Origin of the sequence: Streptomyces sp. ADI95-16 (assembly GCF_003721495.1) — a bacterium.
Lineage (GTDB): Bacteria > Actinomycetota > Actinomycetes > Streptomycetales > Streptomycetaceae > Streptomyces > Streptomyces goshikiensis.
In genome coordinates this window covers 4,859,470-4,878,278 of the sequence record NZ_CP033581.1, presented here as the reverse complement: position 1 = coordinate 4,878,278, position 18,809 = coordinate 4,859,470, and the positions used below count along the sequence as shown (strand labels likewise).

The window sequence follows — 18,809 nt, the reverse complement described above, 5'->3', positions numbered from 1 at the left end:
TCGGTGTAAGTCATAGTCGTAACCACCCCGCCTTTAGCGGCGCTTCGACTTCCGGTCGTCCTTGACGTGGCCGCGGAAGGTGCGAGTCGGCGAGAACTCGCCGAGCTTGTGGCCGACCATCGACTCGGTGACGAACACCGGGACGTGGGTCTTGCCGTTGTGCACCGCGATGGTGTGACCCAGCATGCTGGGGATGATCATCGAGCGACGGGACCAGGTCTTGATGACGTTCTTGGTGCCGGCTTCGTTCTGGACGTCCACCTTCTTTACGAGGTGGTCGTCGACGAAGGGCCCCTTCTTGAGACTGCGCGGCATCTAAACCCGCTCCTAGCGCTTCTTGTTCGTCTTGCGGCGGCGGACGATGTACTTGCTCGAAGCCTTCTTCGGCGAGCGAGTACGACCCTCCTTCTGACCCCACGGGGAGACCGGGTGGCGACCACCACTGGTCTTGCCCTCACCACCACCGTGCGGGTGGTCAACCGGGTTCATCGCGACACCGCGGACGGAGGGGCGAACGCCCTTCCAGCGCATACGGCCGGCCTTGCCCCAGTTGATGTTCGACTGCTCGGCGTTGCCGACCTCGCCGACCGTGGCGCGGCAGCGGGCGTCGACGAGACGGATCTCGCCGGACGGCATGCGGAGGTGGGCCATGGTGCCCTCCTTCGCGAGCAGCTGCACCGAGGCACCAGCCGAGCGGGCGAACTTCGCGCCGCCACCGGGACGGAGCTCGATCGCGTGGATCGTGGTACCGACCGGGATGTTGCGGAGCGCCAGGTTGTTACCGGGCTTGATGTCGGCCGTCGGGCCGTTCTCAATCCGGTCGCCCTGCTTCAGAGCCTTCGGCGCGATGATGTAGCGCTTCTCGCCGTCCGCGTAGTGCAGGAGCGCGATGCGCGCGGTGCGGTTGGGGTCGTACTCGATGTGCGCGACCTTGGCCGGCACGCCGTCCTTGTCGTGACGACGGAAGTCGATCACGCGGTAGGCGCGCTTGTGACCGCCACCCTGGTGGCGAACAGTGATCCGACCGGTGTTGTTACGGCCGCCCTTGCTGTGCAGCGGGCGAACCAGCGACTTCTCCGGCGTGGACCGCGTGATCTCGACAAAGTCGGCGACGCTGGAGCCACGACGGCCCGGGGTCGTCGGCTTGTACTTGCGGATACCCATTTCTCAGTCCTCGTCCGATTCCGGACGACTAGACCTCCGTTAGGAGGCCTGGCCGCCGAAGATGTCGATTCGGTCGCCCTCAGCGAGGGTCACGATGGCGCGCTTGGTGTTCGCGCGCTTGCCGAAACCGGTCTTGGTGCGCTTGCGCTTACCCTGACGGTTGATCGTGTTGACCCCGGTGACCTTGACCGAGAAGACCGCCTCGACGGCCTGCTTGATCTGGGTCTTGTTGGCGCCGGGCGCGACGATGAACGTGTACTTGTTCTCGTCCAGCAGCGCGTAGCTCTTCTCCGAGACAACCGGCTTGATCAGCAGGTCGCGCGGGTCAGTGAAGGTCTTGCTGGTAACGGTCGCCTCAGACATCAGGCGTCGCTCCCTTCGGTCTCATCGGCCTTGGGGCCAGACACGAAGGACTCAAGCGCGGCCTGAGTGAAGACCACGTCGTCAGAGACGATCACGTCGTACGTGTTCAGCTGGCCCGGCTCCAGGATGTGGACCTGGGGCAGGTTGCGGGCGGACAGCCACGCGGCCTCGTCGGCGCGCTCGACGACCAGGAGCACGTTCTTGCGCTCCGAGATCTTGCCGAACAGCGTCTTGGCGGCCTTCGTGGAGGCGGCACCCTCGACCACGCCGGTGACGACGTGGATGCGGGAGTGACGCGCACGGTCCGAGAGGGCACCGCGGAGGGCGGCGACCTTCATCTTCTTCGGGGTCCGCTGGGAGTAGTCACGCGGCTGCGGGCCGTGGACGACGCCACCGCCGACGAACTGCGGAGCGCGGGTCGAACCCTGACGGGCGCGGCCGGTGCCCTTCTGGCGGTACGGCTTGCGGCCACCACCACGGACTTCGCCACGACGCTTGGTCTTGTGCGTGCCCTGACGGGCAGCGGCCAGCTGAGCGACAACGACCTGGTGGATCAGCGGAACGCTGGTCTTCGCGTCGAAGATCTCCGCGGGGAGCTCGACGGTACCGGCCTTGTCGCCTGCCGGCGAAAGGATGTCAATGGTGCTCATTACCTCAAGCCCCCTTGGCCGCGGTACGGACCAGGACGAGGCCGCCGTTCGGACCGGGGACCGCGCCCTTGATGAGCAGCAGACCCTTCTCCGCGTCAACCGCGTGGATGGTCAGGTTCTGGGTGGTGACGCGCTCGTTGCCCATGCGACCGGCCATGCGCATGCCCTTGAAGACACGCCCAGGGGTGGCGCAGCCACCGATCGAACCGGGGGAGCGGTGCTTGCGCTGCACACCGTGACCGGCGCCGAGGCCCCGGAAGTTGTGCCGCTTCATGACACCGGCGAAGCCCTTGCCCTTGCTGTTGCCCGTGACGTCAACCTTGACGCCGGACTCGAACACCTGGGCGGTGATCTCCTGGCCGAGCGTGTACTCGCTGGCGTCGGAGGTGCGGAGCTCCACCAGGTGGCGGCGCGGGGTGACGTCGGCCTTGGCGAAGTGGCCCTTGAGGGGCTTGTTCACCTTGCGCGGGTCGATCTCGCCGAAGGCGATCTGGACCGACTCGTAGCCGTCGATGTCGTTCGTACGGACCTGGGTAACGACGCAGGGTCCGGCCTTGACCACGGTGACCGGGACGACACGGTTGTTCTCGTCCCAGACCTGGGTCATGCCGAGCTTCTCGCCCAGGACGCCCTTGATCTGCTTTGCCATCTTCTCGACGCCTCTCAGAGCTTGATCTCGATGTCAACGCCGGCCGGAAGGTCCAGGCGCATCAGCGAGTCAACGGTCTTGGGGGTCGGGTCGAGGATGTCGATCAGGCGCTTGTGCGTGCGCATCTCGAAGTGCTCGCGCGAGTCCTTGTACTTGTGCGGCGACTTGATGACGCAGTACACGTTCTTCTCAGTGGGCAGCGGCACCGGGCCCGCGACCGACGCACCAGTGCGCGTCACCGTCTCGACGATCTTCTTCGCCGAGGAGTCGATGACCTCGTGGTCGTAGGCCTTGAGCCGGATGCGGATCTTCTGTCCCGCCATGGCTACTCCGTAGTCCTGTCTGTTGTGGAAACGCTCTGGCACCCGGGCGGCTGTGGATCTCTCCACCGCTTCTCTCCGACCCACGCGGTCGGGCGTGTCGCACTCCCTCTACAGAAAATCCCCATACGGAAATTTCCCTCATCAAGGGGGTGCGGTCCCAAAGACCGCGGTTCGGGGGAGAAACACCCACCGGGTTCCTGGCCGGCACCGTGCTGACACTTCCCAGAAGATTCCCGTACGTCCGCTTCCATTGCTGCCCCGAGGGACAGATAGAGGCGACGAGTACTGTGGGACTCGCTTCCGGTCCTCCCGGCGGGAGGCGCGCAGCATCGGCACTCAACCGAGCAACTTGAGTAGTCTGCCATACGACACACGTACTGCGCCAATCGGGCGGAAGAGAATACCCCGCTGCGCGGACACGTCAAACTGCGCCACGCGACGGGGCTTCCCAGGTCAGAACCTTGTGATCTCTCCGCATTCGCCGGTTTCGGACCGTTCCAGGTTTCTGCTCCGGTCGTACGGGTCGACCGGCGCGCCCGAGGGCGCCACCCTGTCCGGGCCGTCCGTCGGGAAGCTCGGATGCAGGTAGCCGTCGTGGACGGCGCACCGGGCGTTGCCGTACTCGTGCGAGGAATCCCCCAGCTGAAGGGTGCCCTTCGTGGTCTCCTGCCAGCGCTCCGGATCCCGCAGGTACAGCTCGAACTGGCGCCGCACGATGGTCCGCGTCACCTCTTCGGAACCGGGCGCCGCCTTCGTCAGGGCGTAGGTGAAGGTGTAGTCCAGGCTCACCTTGACCTCTCCGGGCCTGCCCCCCTCGAAGGTCATCCGCCCGCGCGTCTTGACCACGTCCGTCGCGAGCCGGACCTCGGCCGCCGGGAAGCGGCTGACCAGCCAGAGCGGGTCCTGCTCCGCGGTCGGCCGGGCCAGCGCCTTCTCCAGCAGGCGCCGGTCCCGCTCCCCCTGCGGTTCGAGCAGCGCCAGCACCGCCTCGGGCCGCTCTCCGCGCAGCACCGCGGGGTCCAGGTTGGCCGCGACCAGGAACCGCTTCGCCTGGTCGAGCGCCTGCGCGACCTGCTCCTTCGACATCCCGCCGGCCGCCGTGGCTGGCGGCACCTCGATCCCGGCGGCGCCGTCGGCCCACTGGAGGGCCGGGGAGCCCCTGAAGGGCTCCTTCAGGGTCGGCCGGTCCGGCTGCCCGGCCTCCGGGGCCGCGGTCGGGCGTACGGACTCCACGGGCGGCAAGGGGGCGTTCCGCGCGTCCTCGCGGGCCTGCGTCTTCCCCGTGATCCGGTCGATCACCAGCTCGGGCCGCACCGCGATCAGGGCCAGCCCGGCGATGAGCACGATGGCCCCCGCGGCCTTCAGGCGCCGCTTGCCGCTCCCCGAGCCCTGGGCCCCCTGCCAGGCGGGCCCGGTGCGCCACCCGGGCGGCTGCGCCGGCTGCGAGGTCCGCGCGCGCCCGAACCGCCCCCGCTCGGCCCGCCGGCGCTCCTCGTCCTCGCGCCGCAGCCGCTCGGTCACCATCCGCGCCCGCGCGGACGGCTCCTTGGGGGCGTTCCCGTCCTGCCGCTCCATCTCCTCGCGGAACCGGTCCCACTCCGCGTCCGATATCCCCGGACCGTCGTCGCCTTGCCGACCCATGCTTCCCCACCCCTGAAACGTTCCTGCCCAGACGTTTCGGAGCCTCTCACAAGCCCGTCGCCGGGTACGACGAAGGGCCCCTCCCCCGCCGCCGAGGCGACAAGGGAGGGGCCCTTCTGTCAAACATGGTGCCCGCTCGCGCGAGCTACCAGGTCAGAGCACGAAATTACTTCGTGATCTTGGTGACCTGGCCGGCGCCCACGGTACGACCACCCTCACGGATGGCGAACTTCAGGCCCTCCTCCATGGCGACCGGCTGGATCAGCGCGACCGTCATCTCGGTGTTGTCGCCCGGCATGACCATCTCCGTGCCGGCCGGCAGGGTGACGACACCCGTGACGTCCGTGGTACGGAAGTAGAACTGCGGGCGGTAGTTGTTGAAGAAGGGGGTGTGACGGCCACCCTCGTCCTTCGACAGGATGTAGGCCTGGGCCTCGAACTCGGTGTGCGGCGTGACCGAACCGGGCTTGATGATGACCTGGCCGCGCTCGACGTCCTCGCGCTTGATGCCACGGAGGAGCAGACCGACGTTCTCACCGGCCTGGCCCTCGTCGAGCAGCTTGCGGAACATCTCGATGCCGGTGACCGTGGTGGTGGTCTTGGCTTCCTTGATGCCGATGATGTCCACGGTCTCGTTGACCTTCAGGACACCACGCTCGATACGGCCGGTGACGACCGTACCGCGACCGGTGATCGTGAAGACGTCCTCGACGGGCATGAGGAACGGCTTCTCGGTGTCACGCGGCGGCGTGGGGATGTGCTCGTCGACGGCCTTCATGAGGCCGAGGAGCTTCTCGCCCCACTCCTTGTCGCCCTCGAGCGCCTTGAGCGCCGAGACCTGGACGACCGGCAGGTCGTCGCCGGGGAACTCGTACTCGGAGAGGAGCTCACGGACCTCGAGCTCGACGAGCTCCAGGATCTCCTCGTCGTCCACCATGTCGGCCTTGTTCAGGGCGACGACGATGTACGGAACGCCGACCTGGCGGGCCAGGAGCACGTGCTCCTTGGTCTGCGGCATCGGGCCGTCGGTGGCGGCGACCACGAGGATGGCGCCGTCCATCTGCGCGGCACCCGTGATCATGTTCTTGATGTAGTCAGCGTGACCCGGGCAGTCGACGTGGGCGTAGTGACGCGCCTCGGTCTGGTACTCGACGTGCGCGATGGAGATGGTGATACCGCGCTGGCGCTCCTCAGGAGCCTTGTCGATCTGGTCGAAGGCCGAGGCCTCGTTCAGGTCCGGGTACGCGTCGTGCAGCACCTTGGTAATGGCGGCCGTGAGGGTCGTCTTACCGTGGTCAATGTGACCGATGGTGCCGATGTTGACGTGCGGCTTAGTCCGCTCGAACTTCGCCTTCGCCACGGGGTCCTCCTGGAGAGTGGTTCTGTACGCCTTACTCATCGGCGCCAGGTGATCTTTGCTGGAAAGCCGGTCCCTCCGGGGCAACGGAGGGTTACTCCTGTTGCCCCAGAGGCTCCGGTGACAAGCCTAAAGCGTGTACTCGGAAGAGTTACTCGCCCTTGGCCTTCGCGATGATCTCCTCGGCGACGTTCCGGGGAACCTCGGCGTAGGAGTCGAACTGCATCGAGTAGCTGGCGCGACCCGAGGTCTTGCTGCGGAGGTCTCCGACGTAGCCGAACATCTCCGAAAGGGGCACGAGGCCCTTCACGACGCGAGCACCGTGACGCTCCTCCATGGCCTGGATCTGGCCACGGCGGGAGTTGATGTCACCGATGACGTCGCCCATGTAGTCCTCGGGCGTGGTGACCTCAACGGCCATCATCGGCTCCATGAGCACGGGGGACGCCTTGCGCGCGGCCTCCTTGAAGGCCTGCGAACCGGCGATCTTGAACGCGAGCTCGGAGGAGTCGACCTCGTGGTAGCCACCGTCGAGAAGCGTGACGCGAACGCCCGTCATCTCGTAGCCGGCCAGGATGCCGAACTGCATGGCCTCCTGCGCACCGGCGTCGACCGAAGGGATGTACTCCTTCGGCACGCGGCCACCGGTGACCTTGTTCACGAACTCGTACGCCGGACCGTCGGCCTCGGTGATGGGCTCGATCGCGATCTGCACCTTGGCGAACTGACCGGTACCACCGGTCTGCTTCTTGTGGGTGTAGTCGTGACGCTCCACGGTCCCGCGGATCGTCTCGCGGTACGCGACCTGCGGCTTGCCGACGTTGGCCTCGACCTTGAACTCGCGCTTCATACGGTCGACCAGCACCTCAAGGTGCAGCTCGCCCATACCGCCGAGGATGGTCTGGCCCGTCTCCTCGTCCGAGTGAACGTGGAAGGAGGGGTCCTCCTCCGCCAGGCGCTGGATGGCGACACCCAGCTTCTCCTGGTCACCCTTGGACTTGGGCTCGATGGCGACCTGGATGACCGGAGCCGGGAAGTCCATGGACTCCAGGATCACGGGCTGCTTGTCGTCACACAGCGTCTCACCGGTGGTGGTCTGCTTCAGGCCCATGACGGCGACGATGTCACCGGCGCCCACCGCGGCGATCTCTTCACGCTTGTTGGCGTGCATGCGGTAGATCTTGCCGATGCGCTCCTTCTTGCCCTTGACGGAGTTCAGCACCGCAGTGCCGGCCTCCAGGCGGCCCGAGTAAACCCGGACGAAGGTGAGCTTACCGAGGTGCGGGTCACTCATGATCTTGAACGCCAGCGCCGCGAGGGGCTCCTCGTCGGACGGCTTGCGCTTCACGACCACCTCGGCGTCGCGGACGTCGTGACCCTCGATGGCCTCGATGTCCAGCGGCGACGGCAGGTAGCGGACGACGGCGTCGAGCAGGGGCTGAACGCCCTTGTTCTTGAACGCCGTGCCACAGAACACCGCGGTGATCGTGGGCTCGCCCTTGCCCTTGCCGGAGTTCAGGATGATCCGACGGACGGCGGCGTGCAGCTGCTCCACGGACGGCTCGTCGCCGTTCAGGAAGAGCTCCATGATCTCGTCGTCGTTCTCGGCGACGGTCTCGATCAGCTTGCCGCGCCACTCTTCAGCGGCCTCGGTGTGCGTGGCCGGGATGTCGACGATGTCGTACATCTCGCCCTTGGTCGCCTCGGCGGACCAGACGAACGCCTTCATGGTGACCAGGTCGACAACGCCCTGGAAGTCCATCTCGGCACCGATGGGGAGCTGCATGACGATCGGAACCGCACCGAGGCGGTCCTTGATCATGTCGACGCAGCGGTGGAACTCGGCGCCGGTGCGGTCCAGCTTGTTGACGAAGCAGATGCGGGGCACGCCGTAACGGTCGGCCTGACGCCAGACCGTCTCGGACTGCGGCTCCACACCGGCGACACCGTCGAAGACGGTGACGGCGCCGTCGAGGACGCGGAGCGAACGCTCCACCTCGACGGTGAAGTCGACGTGGCCCGGGGTGTCGATGATGTTGATGGTGTGGTCAACGTCTTCGAGGGGCCAGTGGCAGGTCGTCGCGGCAGACGTGATGGTGATACCACGCTCCTGCTCCTGCTCCATCCAGTCCATCGTGGCAGCGCCGTCGTGGACCTCACCGATCTTGTACGACACACCGGTGTAGAACAGGATGCGCTCGGTGGTGGTCGTCTTGCCCGCGTCGATGTGGGCCATGATCCCGATGTTGCGGACCTTGGCCAGGTCAAGCGAAGTGGTAGCCATAAGGCTTCGGTCTTCTCTCGGTCTCGATGTGGGGTGGGACTACCAGCGGTAGTGCGCGAAGGCCTTGTTGGACTCGGCCATCTTGTGCGTGTCCTCGCGCTTCTTGACGGCAGCGCCAAGACCGTTGGAGGCGTCGAGCAGCTCGTTCATGAGGCGCTCGGTCATGGTCTTCTCACGACGGGCGCGGGAGTAACCCACGAGCCAGCGGAGGGCCAGGGTCGACTGGCGACCCGGCTTGACCTCGACGGGGACCTGGTAGGTCGCGCCACCGACACGGCGGGACTTGACCTCAAGCGACGGCTTGACGTTCTCCAGCGCGCGCTTCAGCGTGATGACCGGGTCGTTGCCGGTCTTCTCGCGGAGGCCTTCCATGGCGCCGTAAACGATGCGCTCGGCGGTGGAGCGCTTGCCGTTCAGGAGGATCTTGTTGATGAGCGACGTCACCAGAGGAGATGCGTAGACCGGGTCGATGATGACCGGGCGCTTCGGGGCGGGGCCCTTACGAGGCATTCTTACTTCTCCTTCTTGGCGCCGTAGCGGCTGCGGGCCTGCTTGCGGTTCTTGACAGCCTGGGTGTCAAGCGCACCGCGGATGATCTTGTAACGAACACCCGGCAGGTCCTTCACACGGCCACCACGCACGAGCACGATCGAGTGCTCCTGCAGGTTGTGTCCCTCACCCGGAATGTAAGCGGTGACCTCGATGCCGGAGGTCAGACGCACACGCGCGACCTTACGGAGCGCCGAGTTCGGCTTCTTCGGGGTGGTCGTGAACACACGCGTGCAGACGCCACGACGCTGGGGCGAAGCCTCAAGCGCGGGGGTCTTTGTCTTCTCGACCTTGTCCTGCCGGCCCTTCCGGACCAGCTGCTGGATCGTAGGCACTACTTCTCCGGTTTCTGTGTGCCGTGTAGTGAAGCTAACCTGGAACATTTGCCGACCCACGCGGTCGGGTGTGTCGGATCCGGCGGACCTCCGCGCAAGCACGGAAACGCATGGATCGCGGTGGCTGATTCGACTCGCGTGCGGTTGATGGACACGCACGGGAGCCCAGGCACACCCCAGGCACAAGGTCTGAGCGTACCTACCGCATCCACTCCGGTCAAAACAAAAGCCCTTCCGCACCGGCCGCCGCGGACCCGGCGCATGCCCACAGGCCGGGCGCCGCACGGCCGACGCCCCCGCGCCACATCCGGGCGACAGTCCGGATGTGCGGAAGTCGTTCGGATGTGGTACGGACACCCGCGCGAGCGACACGGCTCGACCCGCGCCGGAGCGGCCCCGCGATCTACACTGCCTCAGCGATTCATCCCGAACGGCACTTCTCACCAGGGAGCGGGACATTGGGGACGGTCACCTCGGGCAGCCCGGATCCGGTGACGGCGGGGAGCCCCCCGGCCCCCGACCCCGGCCCCGGTCCGCGCCGGCTCCCCCTGCCGGCCCGGCTCGCCCGGCTGTACGGGCCCCTGCTCGCCTTCGCGATCACCTCGGGCGCCTTCTGCGCGGCCTGGGCCGTCCGCGGCGCCTACCCCTTCGGGCCCGCCGGCCGGGCCGTCAACGACCAGGCGAACCAGTACGTGCCCTTCCACCGCGGCCTGTGGGACCTGGTCCACGGCCGGGCCGCCGGTGACCTGCTCTTCACCTGGCGCGGCGGCTTCGGCCAGCAGTTCCTGGCCGACTACCACACCTACCTCGGCAACCCCTTCTCCTGGCTCGCCGTGCTGGTCCCGCGCGGCCACGTGGACCTGGCCGTCTTCGTGGTCACCCCGCTGACCATGGGCACCGCCGCCGCGCTGATGACCGGCTACCTCGGCATGCTCCAGCCCGGCCCCTGGTGGCAGCGCGGAACCCTCGGCGCCTGCTACGGACTGTGCGGCTGGGCCCTCAGCGACGCCTCGTACATCCCGATGTGGCTGTGGGGCCTGGTCGCGCTGCCGCTGCTGGGGATCGCCGTCGAGTGGTGCCTGGAGGGCCGCCGCTGGCCGGGCGCGACCCTGCTGGTGGCGCTCGCCTGGTTCGGCAACTTCTACACCGCGATGATGGCGACGATGGCCGCCTGCCTGCTGCTCGGGATCCGGCTGCTCACCCGCGAGATGACCGGCCGCGAGCGGCTGCGGGCCCTGGGGCGGGCCGCCACCGCCGCCGCGACGGGCGTCGCGCTCACCCTCCCCCTCCTCCTGCCGGCGTTCCTCTCCAGCGGGGCCGCGCAGCCCACCCGGGCGGCCGCCTTCGAGCCGGTGCGGCTGGACGCGTTCCTCGCGGGGATGCTCCCGGCCACCCACCTGTGGGGCGGCCGGCCCCGGCTGTACGTGGCCTCGCTGGGCCTGATCCTCGCGGGAACCTTCGTGCTCAACTCGGCGATCGCCCGCCGGACCCGGCTGGTGTGGGCGGGTGCGACGCTGCTGGTGCTGGCCTCGTTCCAGTTCCCGCCGACGCAGTACGCGTGGCACGGGCTCGCCGTCCCGAACGGCAATCCGTACCGGGAGACCTTCGTCTTCAGCGCGATGGTGGTGATCCTCGCCTGGCTGGCGCTGGCCCACCGCCCCCGCCCGCTCCACCTGGCGCTGTCGGCGGGGCTGCTGGTGGCGGCCGCCTTCGCGCTCCGCGGCGCCGACGACTTCGGCGGCTGGACCTGGCCCGCCGTACTGGCCGGCGGGGCGCTGTCGCTGCTGGCCCTCACCCTGCCGGGGCCGGGCCGGGGGCGGGGGCGGCGCGTGCTGGTCCCGGTGGCGGCCGTGCTGATGGCCGGGGTCGTCTTCGCCGAGTCCACCGCGGCGGCCGCCAACGCCGACGCCCGGCGCGCCCGCGAACGCTGGGCGTCGCCCGCCGTCACGTCGAGCGCCTCGATCAGCCGGCACTACGAGGCCGTCCGGGGCGTGGACGACTGGCCCGCCCACCGGACGGATTCGGGCGCGCCGCAAACCTCGTACAACGACGCCCTGGCGCTCGGCGCGGAGGGGCCGCAGTACTACAGCAGCTACCTGCCGCAGGCTACGTACCAGGCCCTGGAGCCGCTCGGATACGGCTTCAAGAACGACGGCCGGACCTTCTTCGGCGCCGACAACCCGGTGCTGGACGCGATCTTCTCGATCGGCGCGCGGGTCCGCCCGGGAGCCGCCCCGGGCACGTGGACCGCGGCGCGCTTCCCCGCGCCGCCGCTGGTCACGGTCCGCTCCGCCCCGTACACGTCCCCGAACCCGGCCGACAGCGTCTACGCCCGCCAGGAGAACGTCCTGGGCGCCACCGTCTACCGGGTCCCGCCGGTCGGCGTCGCCGGCTCCGACACCGCGCGGACGTACGAGGCCGGCTGCGCGCCGGGCTCCGAGGCGTACTGGTACTCCCCCGCGATCCACGGCACCGCCGTCTCGGGCGGCACCCGGCGCCGCCTGGAGGGCCGCGTCAGCGGCGTCGTGCCCCTGGGCCCGGTGCCCGCCTCCGGCCGGATCTCCGTCGCCGTCCGCACCCGCGCGGCCGGGGCCACCGCCGGGGAGCACCCCGTCGGCTGCCTGGACCGCACCCGCCTCGGCGCGGCGGTCCGCCGGCTCACGGCCACCGGCGCCACCTCGGTCCGCGCCGGCGGCCACACCATCGAGGCCACCCTCCCGCCGGGCGCGACGGGCACCGCCGTGTTCGCCGTGACGGCCGCCCCCGGCTGGCACTGCTCGGCCCCGCCGCTCCCCTTCCACGGCCTGCTCGCCCTCCCCGTCCCCCGCGACGGCGCCCCCCTGTCCTGCGCCTTCACCCCGAAGGGCCTCGCCCCGGGCCTCGCCGCCGCGACCCTGGCCCTCCTCGCCCTGACCGCGGTCACCCTCGCCCCCCGCCTCCGCCGCCGCCGCGCGGGCCGGCGGGGGTAATTCGTCCGTTTCCGGGCCGCCCCAACCCGGTGTTCAGTACATTGACCGCCTTGATCAACGGGGCGGGGGCGGCGGCAGATGATCCTGGAACACCTGGCGGACGGCGGCGACGGCGGGCTCGACGACCGGGTCCCCTTCCTCGCCCGGCTCGAAGACGTGGACGGCGCCGCGTTACGCGCGCTCGGCCACGAGCTCGTCTACCCGCCCCGCACCGCGCTGCTGCACCAGCACGAGCCCACGGCCCACGTGTTGCTGCTCCTGCACGGCTGGACCAAGGTCACCGCCGCCTACTCCAACGGCTACCAGGCCCTGCTGGCCCTGCGCGGTCCCGGCGACATCGTCGGTGAGTCCGCCGCGCTGACCCGCCGTCCCCGCTCCGCGAGCGTGACCTCGCTCGAACGCGTCCGCGCGCTGGTCATCGAGCACGAGACCTTCCGCGCCTTCCTCGCCCGCTGCCCCGACGCCGCCCTGCAACTCCTCGCCCTCACGGCCGACCGCCAGCGCGCGGGAGACCGGCGGCGCCTGGAGTTCGCCGCGCTGAGCGTGCGCGAACGGCTCGCCGTACTGCTGCTGGAGCTGGCGCAGCTGCACGGCCGGCGCACGGCGGAGGGGCTGGAGGTGGCCGTGCCGCTGACCAAGCAGGAACTGGCCGGGGCCGTGGGCGCCTCCCGGGAGATGGTCCAGCGCCAGCTCAAGGACCTGCGGGACCGCGGGGTGGTCAGTACGGGCCGGCGCGCGCTGGTGATCGTACGGCCGGACGTGCTGCACCGGATCGCCCGGTCACAGCCCCCGACGGCCTGACCCCGCCCCTTCAGTGCACCCGGTCACACTCCGGGTGCGTCATCCGCCCTCACGGTCGCAGCCCGCACCGGTGCACGCTCCTGGCATGCCTCAGACAGCACCCCTGCCCCGCACCATGCTCCTCATCGACACCGAGCGCTTCAGCGACCGGGACGACGTCCAGCAGGCGCTCCTGCGCCGGATGCTCTTCAGCCTCGTCGACCGGGTCCTGCTCACCGCCGGCGTCGACCAGACCATGCGGCTGCGCGCCGACCGCGGCGACGCCGTCATGGAACTGATCGACCCCGCCATCCCCCTCACCACCCTGCTCCGCGCACTGCTCACGGACCTCCCGGCGGAGCTGCGCGCGATGAACCGGATGGCCGCCAGCTCCACCCAGCTGCGGCTGCGCGCGGTCCTGGCCGGCGGGTACGTCGCCATCGACGAGTACGACGGCTGGGTGGGGACGGACCTCAACGACGCCTGCCGCCTCCTCGACGCCGACCCGCTGCGGGCCGCACTGCGCGAGCGCGCGGGCGACTTCGTCCTCTGCGTCTCCGAATCCGTCCACGCGGGCATCGTGCGCCACCAGCACACCGGCATCCCGGCCGAGGAGTTCACCCACATCACGGTCCCCACCAAAAACGGCCCCCTCCCAGCCTGGCTCCACGGCCCGCTCCGACCGGCCCCACCCCACCCCGCCGACGCCGGCCGCGGTCCGCAGCCGTCGCCTTCGCCGGAGCCCGCACCGGCCACCCGGCCCGCCGGAGCCGCCGCGGCCGGCGGAATCGAGTTCCACGGCACCAACCACGGCGCGATCGCCAACCAGATCACGGGCGGCATCACGTTCGGGACCCCGGGCGAGCGCCGATGAGTGACCAGCCGCCGCCGGACGCGCCCGCCGAGGCCGCCGGCCCCGCGCAGGAGAAGGCCGCGGCGGAACCCGAACAGCCGGCCCAGGAACCCTGGGCCGCCCGCCGGGACCTGGACGCGCACACCCCTCCCTCGATGGTCTTCGACGGCATCAACCGGGGCGTCACCGCTCACCAGGTCATCGGCGACATCATCTCGGGCGGCAAGACCGAGATCCACTACGAATTCGGCGGCTTCGGCGGCTTCGGCGGCGGCCAGGTCTCCGGCGAGATCCCGGCCGGGACACTGGAACGGCTGGCGGATTCGTTCGTCTCCGAGGGGACCGCCTTCGGGTCCTTGCTGGAGCGGCTGCGCCACGAGCACGTCCTGGTCCTGACCGGCGCCCCCTTCACGGGCCGCCGCACCGCCGCCCTGATGCTGCTCCACCGCCTCGGGGCCACCCCGGTCCACGCCATGGACCGCGAGGTGACACCCAGCGAGCTCAGCCGGAGGTTCGTCTCCACGGGAGAGGCCCACGGCCACGTGCTGTGCGATCTGGAACCCTCACGGGAGCAACCGCTGCGCGAGGCCCACCTGCTCGCCCTGCGCGGGCAACTGCGGGAACAGAACGCCTACCTCGTGATCACGACGGGTCACAGCCCGTACATCGAGGACACCGTCCGTCTCGCCGACTGGCAGGCTCCCGCACCGGAGACCGTTCTCTCCACCCTCCTGCACCGGCATCTCGGCCAGGCCGAGGCGCAAGAGCTGCTGGCCCGGCCCGCGGTCACCGAGTTCCTCTCGCGCGGGCACCAGATCCGCGAGGTCGTGGGCTACGCCGCCGTGCTCCTGCGCGCCGATGAGACCGAGATGGAGCAGTACTCGCTGGTCACGCTGGAACGTCAGGTCCAGGAGTGGTTCGAGGAGGCCGACAACAGGCTCCATCTGCGGGAGAAGGCCTTCCTGATCGCGCTGGCCGCGTTCGACAACGGTCCGTACGCGCTGACCGCCGAGCTCAGCGACACCCTCTACTCGGCGCTGCTCAGGACCGGCGACGACCGGTTCCAGAAGGCCATCCCGGTCTTCGGCACCCACATCGCCAAACGGCTCCAGATCGCGCGGGCCCGGCGTTACACCGCGGACGAGCAGACCGAGTGGGGCCCGGTCACCCAGCTGAAGGCGGCCTTCCTCGACGACCGGGTGGCACCGATCCTGCTCCGCGAGGTCTGGACCGGTCACCCGGCGGCCCGGCCCGCCCTGATCACCTGGCTCGACGGTCTCGCCGCCGACGGCCGGCCTTTCGTACGGACCCGGGCGGCGGCCACCGTGGCCGTCCTCGCCTTCACCGACCTTCCCTCCACCATGGCGTTGATCCTGGAGCGCTGGGCACGTGCGAAGGAGTCCCGGCGCCAGCTCACCGCGGTGAGCGCCCTCGCCCTCGCCCATCGGATCGGTGCACCGAACATCCCGCGGATCATCAACGGCTGGAGCGCCGACGGCCAGGATCCCAAACGCTGCTGGGTCGCGGTCCGCGCCCTGGGCCTGATCGGCCCCGAGCGCCCGGCCGAAACCCTGGCCGCCCTGCGCGTACAAGCACGTCACCAGTACGAGAAGAAGCTCGCCCAGCCCAGGATCGGGGTGGGTGACCAGCAGGTCACCGCGGAACTCCCGCAATCCGTCGCCCTGTTGTTGCTCTCGCCCGCCGCCGGAGCCGCGCTCGCCGAGCTGCTGCCCACCCTGGACGGGCATGCCTCCGCCCGCACGCTGGCCTTGGACGGCTTCCTCACCGCCTGCGAGCGTCCCGCTCCCGCCTCCGCCCCGCCCCTGCTCGCGGGGTACGCGGGAGCCCCGGCCGCCTTCGCAGGTGTCGCCCGGCTGCTGAGCGCCGCCCTGAACGACCGTTCGTTCAACGAGCGCGCGGAGGCGGTGCTGCGGGCCTGGGTCCGGGCCGCCGACTCCGACGCGGGCACGGCGGTGGCCTTGGCCACCCTGCTCCCCGCGCTCGTCACGGGCACCCGTGACGCGGCCCGGCTCGACCACCTCCTCGACACGGTGTCGGGTCTCGACGGAAAGCCCGGACCCACTGTCGCCACCCGGCTGCGCGCCACGCTCGCCGCCCCTCCCGCCGCTCCCCTCGCCCACGTCTGACAGGAGGCCCGCTCATGGACAGCCCTCTGTACCGTTCCGCCGACTGGGATCAGCACGCCGACCGGCACACCCGGCTGATCGACCCGGTCATCACCGTCCGCCAGATCGGCCGTCTCGGCCTGCCGGGCAGGCCGCCCACCCGTATCGATCACGCCTTGGTGTACACCACCGCCCGGGGTGGCCACGAGGTCTTCCTGCCACCGCTGCGGCCCCGCCGCCTCCGGCGCCGCTACACCGCCGTCTACGAGGTGGACATGGGCGTCCACCCGGCGCAGGCCCGGATGGCGCTGCCCAGCGACAACGACGCGCACGAGTTCGAGGCGAGCGTCGAGTTCGACTGGCAGGTCACCGACCCGGCCCGCTTCGTCCGCAGCGGGCACCGCGACGTGCCCCGGCTGCTCCTGGGCGAAGTGGAGCACGTGGCCCGGCACGTCACCCGGCGGTTCCCGATCGCCGACAGCGCGGCCGCCGAGGCCGAGCTGATCGCCGTCGTCCGTCAGGGGAAGCCGCTGGGCGAGGACGCGGGCCTGCACGTCTCCTGGACGGCACGGCTGCGCCGTGACGAGAACGGCATCGCGCACGCCCGGCGACTGCAGGCCATCGAGCACGCGGCCACGGAAGAGATCCACACGGAGCGGTACGGACATCAGGCCGATCAGGAGAAGGCGGCGCGGGCCGGGGCCCAGCACCGCCAGCGCCTGGAGCTCCAGAAGTACGAGGCCGAGCGGATCGCCTTCTACCAGGAGTACTTGACCCGCGGCGGGGTCGACGCGTGGGCCATGCACCTGGTCCAGCACCCGGAGGATTCCGCGAAGGCCCTGGGCAGCCTCCGCGAGGACCAGCGGGAACGGCTCCGCGCACAGATGAACCTGATCAAGGAATTGCTGACCAAGGCGGGTACGGAACCCTTCGAGCTGGAGGGACCGCGGCGTCTCGCGATCGACGCCTTCAATGCCGTCTTCGGGCAGCACGTCCCGGGGGATCCGGGCGGTGCGGACCCGGCCGCCGTGGCCGAGGAGCCGGCGCCGGCTGCCGCCGCCCCCTACCCGCCGCCCGAAGCCCTTCCCGCCTGGCAGCCGCCCGTGCCTCCGGAGCCGTCCGCCGCCCAGGGCAGCCCTCGATGACCGCCTGCGAGCCCGGCGGAGCGTTCGCCGCGCAGCTGCTCGCCGACGTGCGGTGCGAGATCGCCCGGGCCGACAGCAAGGCGGCCGTGCTGGTCGGGGCGCTCGGGATGACCACCGGGGTGCTCAGTTCGCAGCTCGCCGCGCAGAGGTGGCGGCCCGGCGTGCTGTCCGGGGCCGGGCAGGTCGTGTGGTGGGCCGGTGCGGGGGCGCTCGCGCTGGCGCTGCCCGCGCTGCTGCTCGCCGTACTGCCCAGGTCGCTGCGTGCCCAGTGGCGGGACGGGACCCCGCTGTCCTACTTCGGGGACATCCGTTCCGCCGACCGGCAGGACCGCCTGGAGCAGGCCCTCGCCGTCACCGGCCGGGACCCCGCCGGGGCGGTCCGCTCGGCGCTCGCGGCGAACAGCCGCATCGTCGTCCGCAAGCACCAGTGGATACGGGCCGGCCTGGTCGCCTTCTGCGCGGGCCTGTTCCTGCTGCCCGCCGCCCTGCTGATCGGCTGACCGGAGGCCCGCCATGCACCCGATGCCCGACCCCGGCTCCGGCCCCGGCCCCGACCCCGACCCCGGCTCCGCCCCCGGCCCCGGCCCCGACCCCTACCCCGGCCCCGACCCCGGCCCCGGCTCCGACCCCGACGACCTGGTCCGCCGGCACGCTCCCGGAACGCGCGTCACCTACCGGGCCCGGCAGCGCTCCGTCGACGCCACGGCCTGGCTGGGCCTCGCCCTGCACCTGCCCGCGTTCCTGCTCGGCCTCGGCCTGGTGCTGGCCCTGTCCCTCCTCCTCGACGCGTGGCTCGGCCTCCCGGCCTGGCTGCCGGCGCTCCTCTGGCTGGCGTCCGGAGCCCTCGTCTTCAACCGGACCGTCGAGGACCGCCTCGCCCGCCACCTGCTGCGGCTGCACCGGCCGCTCCCCCACGAACTCGCCGTCCTGGAGCCGGTCTGGCGCGAGGTCACCGCCCGCGCGGGGATCGACGGCAGCCGCTACCAGCTGTGGATCGAGGACGGCCGGGACCTCAACGCCTTCGCCGCCGCCGGGCACCTCGTCGGCGTGACCCGGTACGCCGTCGAGAACCTCCCCCGCTCCCAGCTCGCCGCCGTACTCGCCCACGAGCTCGGCCACCACACCGGCGGTCACGCCTGGGCGGCGCTCCTCGCCCGCTGGTACGCCCTCCCGGCCCGGGCCGCCTGGCAGCTGGCCGTCCGGCTGTGGCCCCGGATGGCCCGCGGCCTCTCCCGCGGCGCCACCCTCGCGCTGACCGCGGCCGCCTGCTGGCTCGCGTACCTGACCCTGGCCGCCACGTACGGCCTGCCGCTGCTCCTGCTCGGCCTCCCCTGGCTGAGCGCCGCCGTCACCCGCCGCGGTGAGCTGCGCGCCGACGCGCACGCCGCGGCCCTGGGCTTCGGGCCGATGCTGGCGGCGCTGCTGGAGCGGGTCCTCGCCGAGGAGGAGGAACAGGAACGCCGCGAGAACGCCTCCCGGCGCGGCACCGGGGCGTTCGCCCGGCTGCTCTCCTCCCACCCCGACCACCGCACCCGGCTGCACCACCTCCGGCCGTACCTCCGGCCGGCCCCGTGAAACGCCGCAGGGCGGCCACCCTCTCGGGTGACCGCCCTGCGGTAGA

Annotated in this window: 18 protein-coding genes; 7 read left to right on the top strand and 11 right to left on the bottom strand. The window is 70.6% G+C overall.

All coding sequences use genetic code 11. The features are described 5' to 3' along the window. Window positions 1-33: 33 nt before the first annotated feature. The 11 genes from rpsS to rpsL all read right to left on the bottom strand — a co-directional run bounded on the left by rpsS (window position 34) and on the right by rpsL (window position 9,315). A complete protein-coding gene (gene rpsS / locus EES41_RS21745) occupies window positions 34-315 on the bottom strand; it encodes a 30S ribosomal protein S19 (RefSeq protein ID WP_008739713.1) in 282 nt (93 codons plus the stop codon). 12 nt (window positions 316-327) lie between these two features. Further along, window positions 328-1,164, bottom strand: a complete 837-nt coding sequence (rplB, locus tag EES41_RS21740; protein WP_008739715.1) for a 50S ribosomal protein L2 — start codon at window positions 1,162-1,164, stop codon at window positions 328-330. Between the two features lie 39 nt (window positions 1,165-1,203). Next, window positions 1,204-1,527 carry a 50S ribosomal protein L23 gene (gene rplW / locus EES41_RS21735; protein ID WP_037792012.1) on the bottom strand — a complete coding sequence of 108 codons (324 nt, stop codon included), beginning with the start codon at window positions 1,525-1,527 and terminating at the stop codon, window positions 1,204-1,206. Further along, window positions 1,527-2,177 (bottom strand): 50S ribosomal protein L4, encoded by a 651-nt coding sequence (gene rplD / locus EES41_RS21730; protein WP_008739719.1) that lies wholly within the window; start codon window positions 2,175-2,177, stop codon window positions 1,527-1,529. The genes rplW and rplD overlap by 1 nt, the downstream gene beginning before the upstream one ends. A 4-nt stretch (window positions 2,178-2,181) precedes the next feature. After that, window positions 2,182-2,826 (bottom strand): 50S ribosomal protein L3, encoded by a 645-nt coding sequence (rplC, locus tag EES41_RS21725; protein ID WP_008739720.1) that lies wholly within the window; start codon window positions 2,824-2,826, stop codon window positions 2,182-2,184. Between the two features lie 14 nt (window positions 2,827-2,840). After that, window positions 2,841-3,149 (bottom strand): 30S ribosomal protein S10, encoded by a 309-nt coding sequence (gene rpsJ / locus EES41_RS21720; RefSeq protein ID WP_003948644.1) that lies wholly within the window; start codon window positions 3,147-3,149, stop codon window positions 2,841-2,843. Between the two features lie 453 nt (window positions 3,150-3,602). Next, a complete protein-coding gene (locus EES41_RS21715; RefSeq protein ID WP_123079961.1) occupies window positions 3,603-4,790 on the bottom strand; it encodes a hypothetical protein in 1,188 nt (395 codons plus the stop codon). Window positions 4,791-4,956: 166 nt separating this feature from the next. Further along, window positions 4,957-6,150, bottom strand: a complete 1,194-nt coding sequence (gene tuf, locus EES41_RS21710) for an elongation factor Tu (protein WP_037798043.1) — start codon at window positions 6,148-6,150, stop codon at window positions 4,957-4,959. 148 nt (window positions 6,151-6,298) lie between these two features. Then, window positions 6,299-8,431 carry an elongation factor G gene (gene fusA / locus EES41_RS21705; RefSeq protein ID WP_123079960.1) on the bottom strand — a complete coding sequence of 711 codons (2,133 nt, stop codon included), beginning with the start codon at window positions 8,429-8,431 and terminating at the stop codon, window positions 6,299-6,301. A gap of 39 nt (window positions 8,432-8,470) precedes the next feature. Next, complete coding sequence (gene rpsG / locus EES41_RS21700; protein WP_007265894.1) at window positions 8,471-8,941, bottom strand: 30S ribosomal protein S7; 471 nt, start codon at window positions 8,939-8,941, stop codon at window positions 8,471-8,473. Between the two features lie 2 nt (window positions 8,942-8,943). Then, on the bottom strand, window positions 8,944-9,315 hold the full coding sequence (rpsL, locus tag EES41_RS21695) for a 30S ribosomal protein S12 (RefSeq protein WP_007265893.1): 372 nt from the start codon (window positions 9,313-9,315) through the stop codon (window positions 8,944-8,946). A gap of 458 nt (window positions 9,316-9,773) precedes the next feature. Here rpsL and EES41_RS21690 point away from each other — a divergent pair, with 458 nt between their 5' ends. The 7 genes from EES41_RS21690 to EES41_RS21660 all read left to right on the top strand — a co-directional run bounded on the left by EES41_RS21690 (window position 9,774) and on the right by EES41_RS21660 (window position 18,763). Beyond that, a complete protein-coding gene (locus EES41_RS21690) occupies window positions 9,774-12,284 on the top strand; it encodes a YfhO family protein (RefSeq protein ID WP_254211534.1) in 2,511 nt (836 codons plus the stop codon). A 78-nt stretch (window positions 12,285-12,362) separates the two neighbouring features. Beyond that, window positions 12,363-13,085, top strand: coding sequence for a Crp/Fnr family transcriptional regulator (locus EES41_RS21685; protein WP_123079958.1), 723 nt, complete (start codon window positions 12,363-12,365; stop codon window positions 13,083-13,085). Window positions 13,086-13,170: 85 nt separating this feature from the next. After that, complete coding sequence (locus EES41_RS21680) at window positions 13,171-13,938, top strand: hypothetical protein (protein WP_123079957.1); 768 nt, start codon at window positions 13,171-13,173, stop codon at window positions 13,936-13,938. After that, on the top strand, window positions 13,935-16,064 hold the full coding sequence (locus tag EES41_RS21675) for a hypothetical protein (protein WP_123079956.1): 2,130 nt from the start codon (window positions 13,935-13,937) through the stop codon (window positions 16,062-16,064). The genes EES41_RS21680 and EES41_RS21675 overlap by 4 nt, the downstream gene beginning before the upstream one ends. Window positions 16,065-16,078: 14 nt before the next feature. Further along, entirely contained in the window at window positions 16,079-17,188 is a 1,110-nt protein-coding gene (locus tag EES41_RS21670; protein WP_123079955.1) for a hypothetical protein, read from the top strand. Next, a complete protein-coding gene (locus tag EES41_RS21665; RefSeq protein WP_123079954.1) occupies window positions 17,185-17,688 on the top strand; it encodes a Pycsar system effector family protein in 504 nt (167 codons plus the stop codon). The genes EES41_RS21670 and EES41_RS21665 overlap by 4 nt, the downstream gene beginning before the upstream one ends. A 13-nt stretch (window positions 17,689-17,701) precedes the next feature. Further along, window positions 17,702-18,763 carry a M48 family metalloprotease gene (locus tag EES41_RS21660; RefSeq protein ID WP_254211533.1) on the top strand — a complete coding sequence of 354 codons (1,062 nt, stop codon included), beginning with the start codon at window positions 17,702-17,704 and terminating at the stop codon, window positions 18,761-18,763. Window positions 18,764-18,809: the final 46 nt, after the last annotated feature.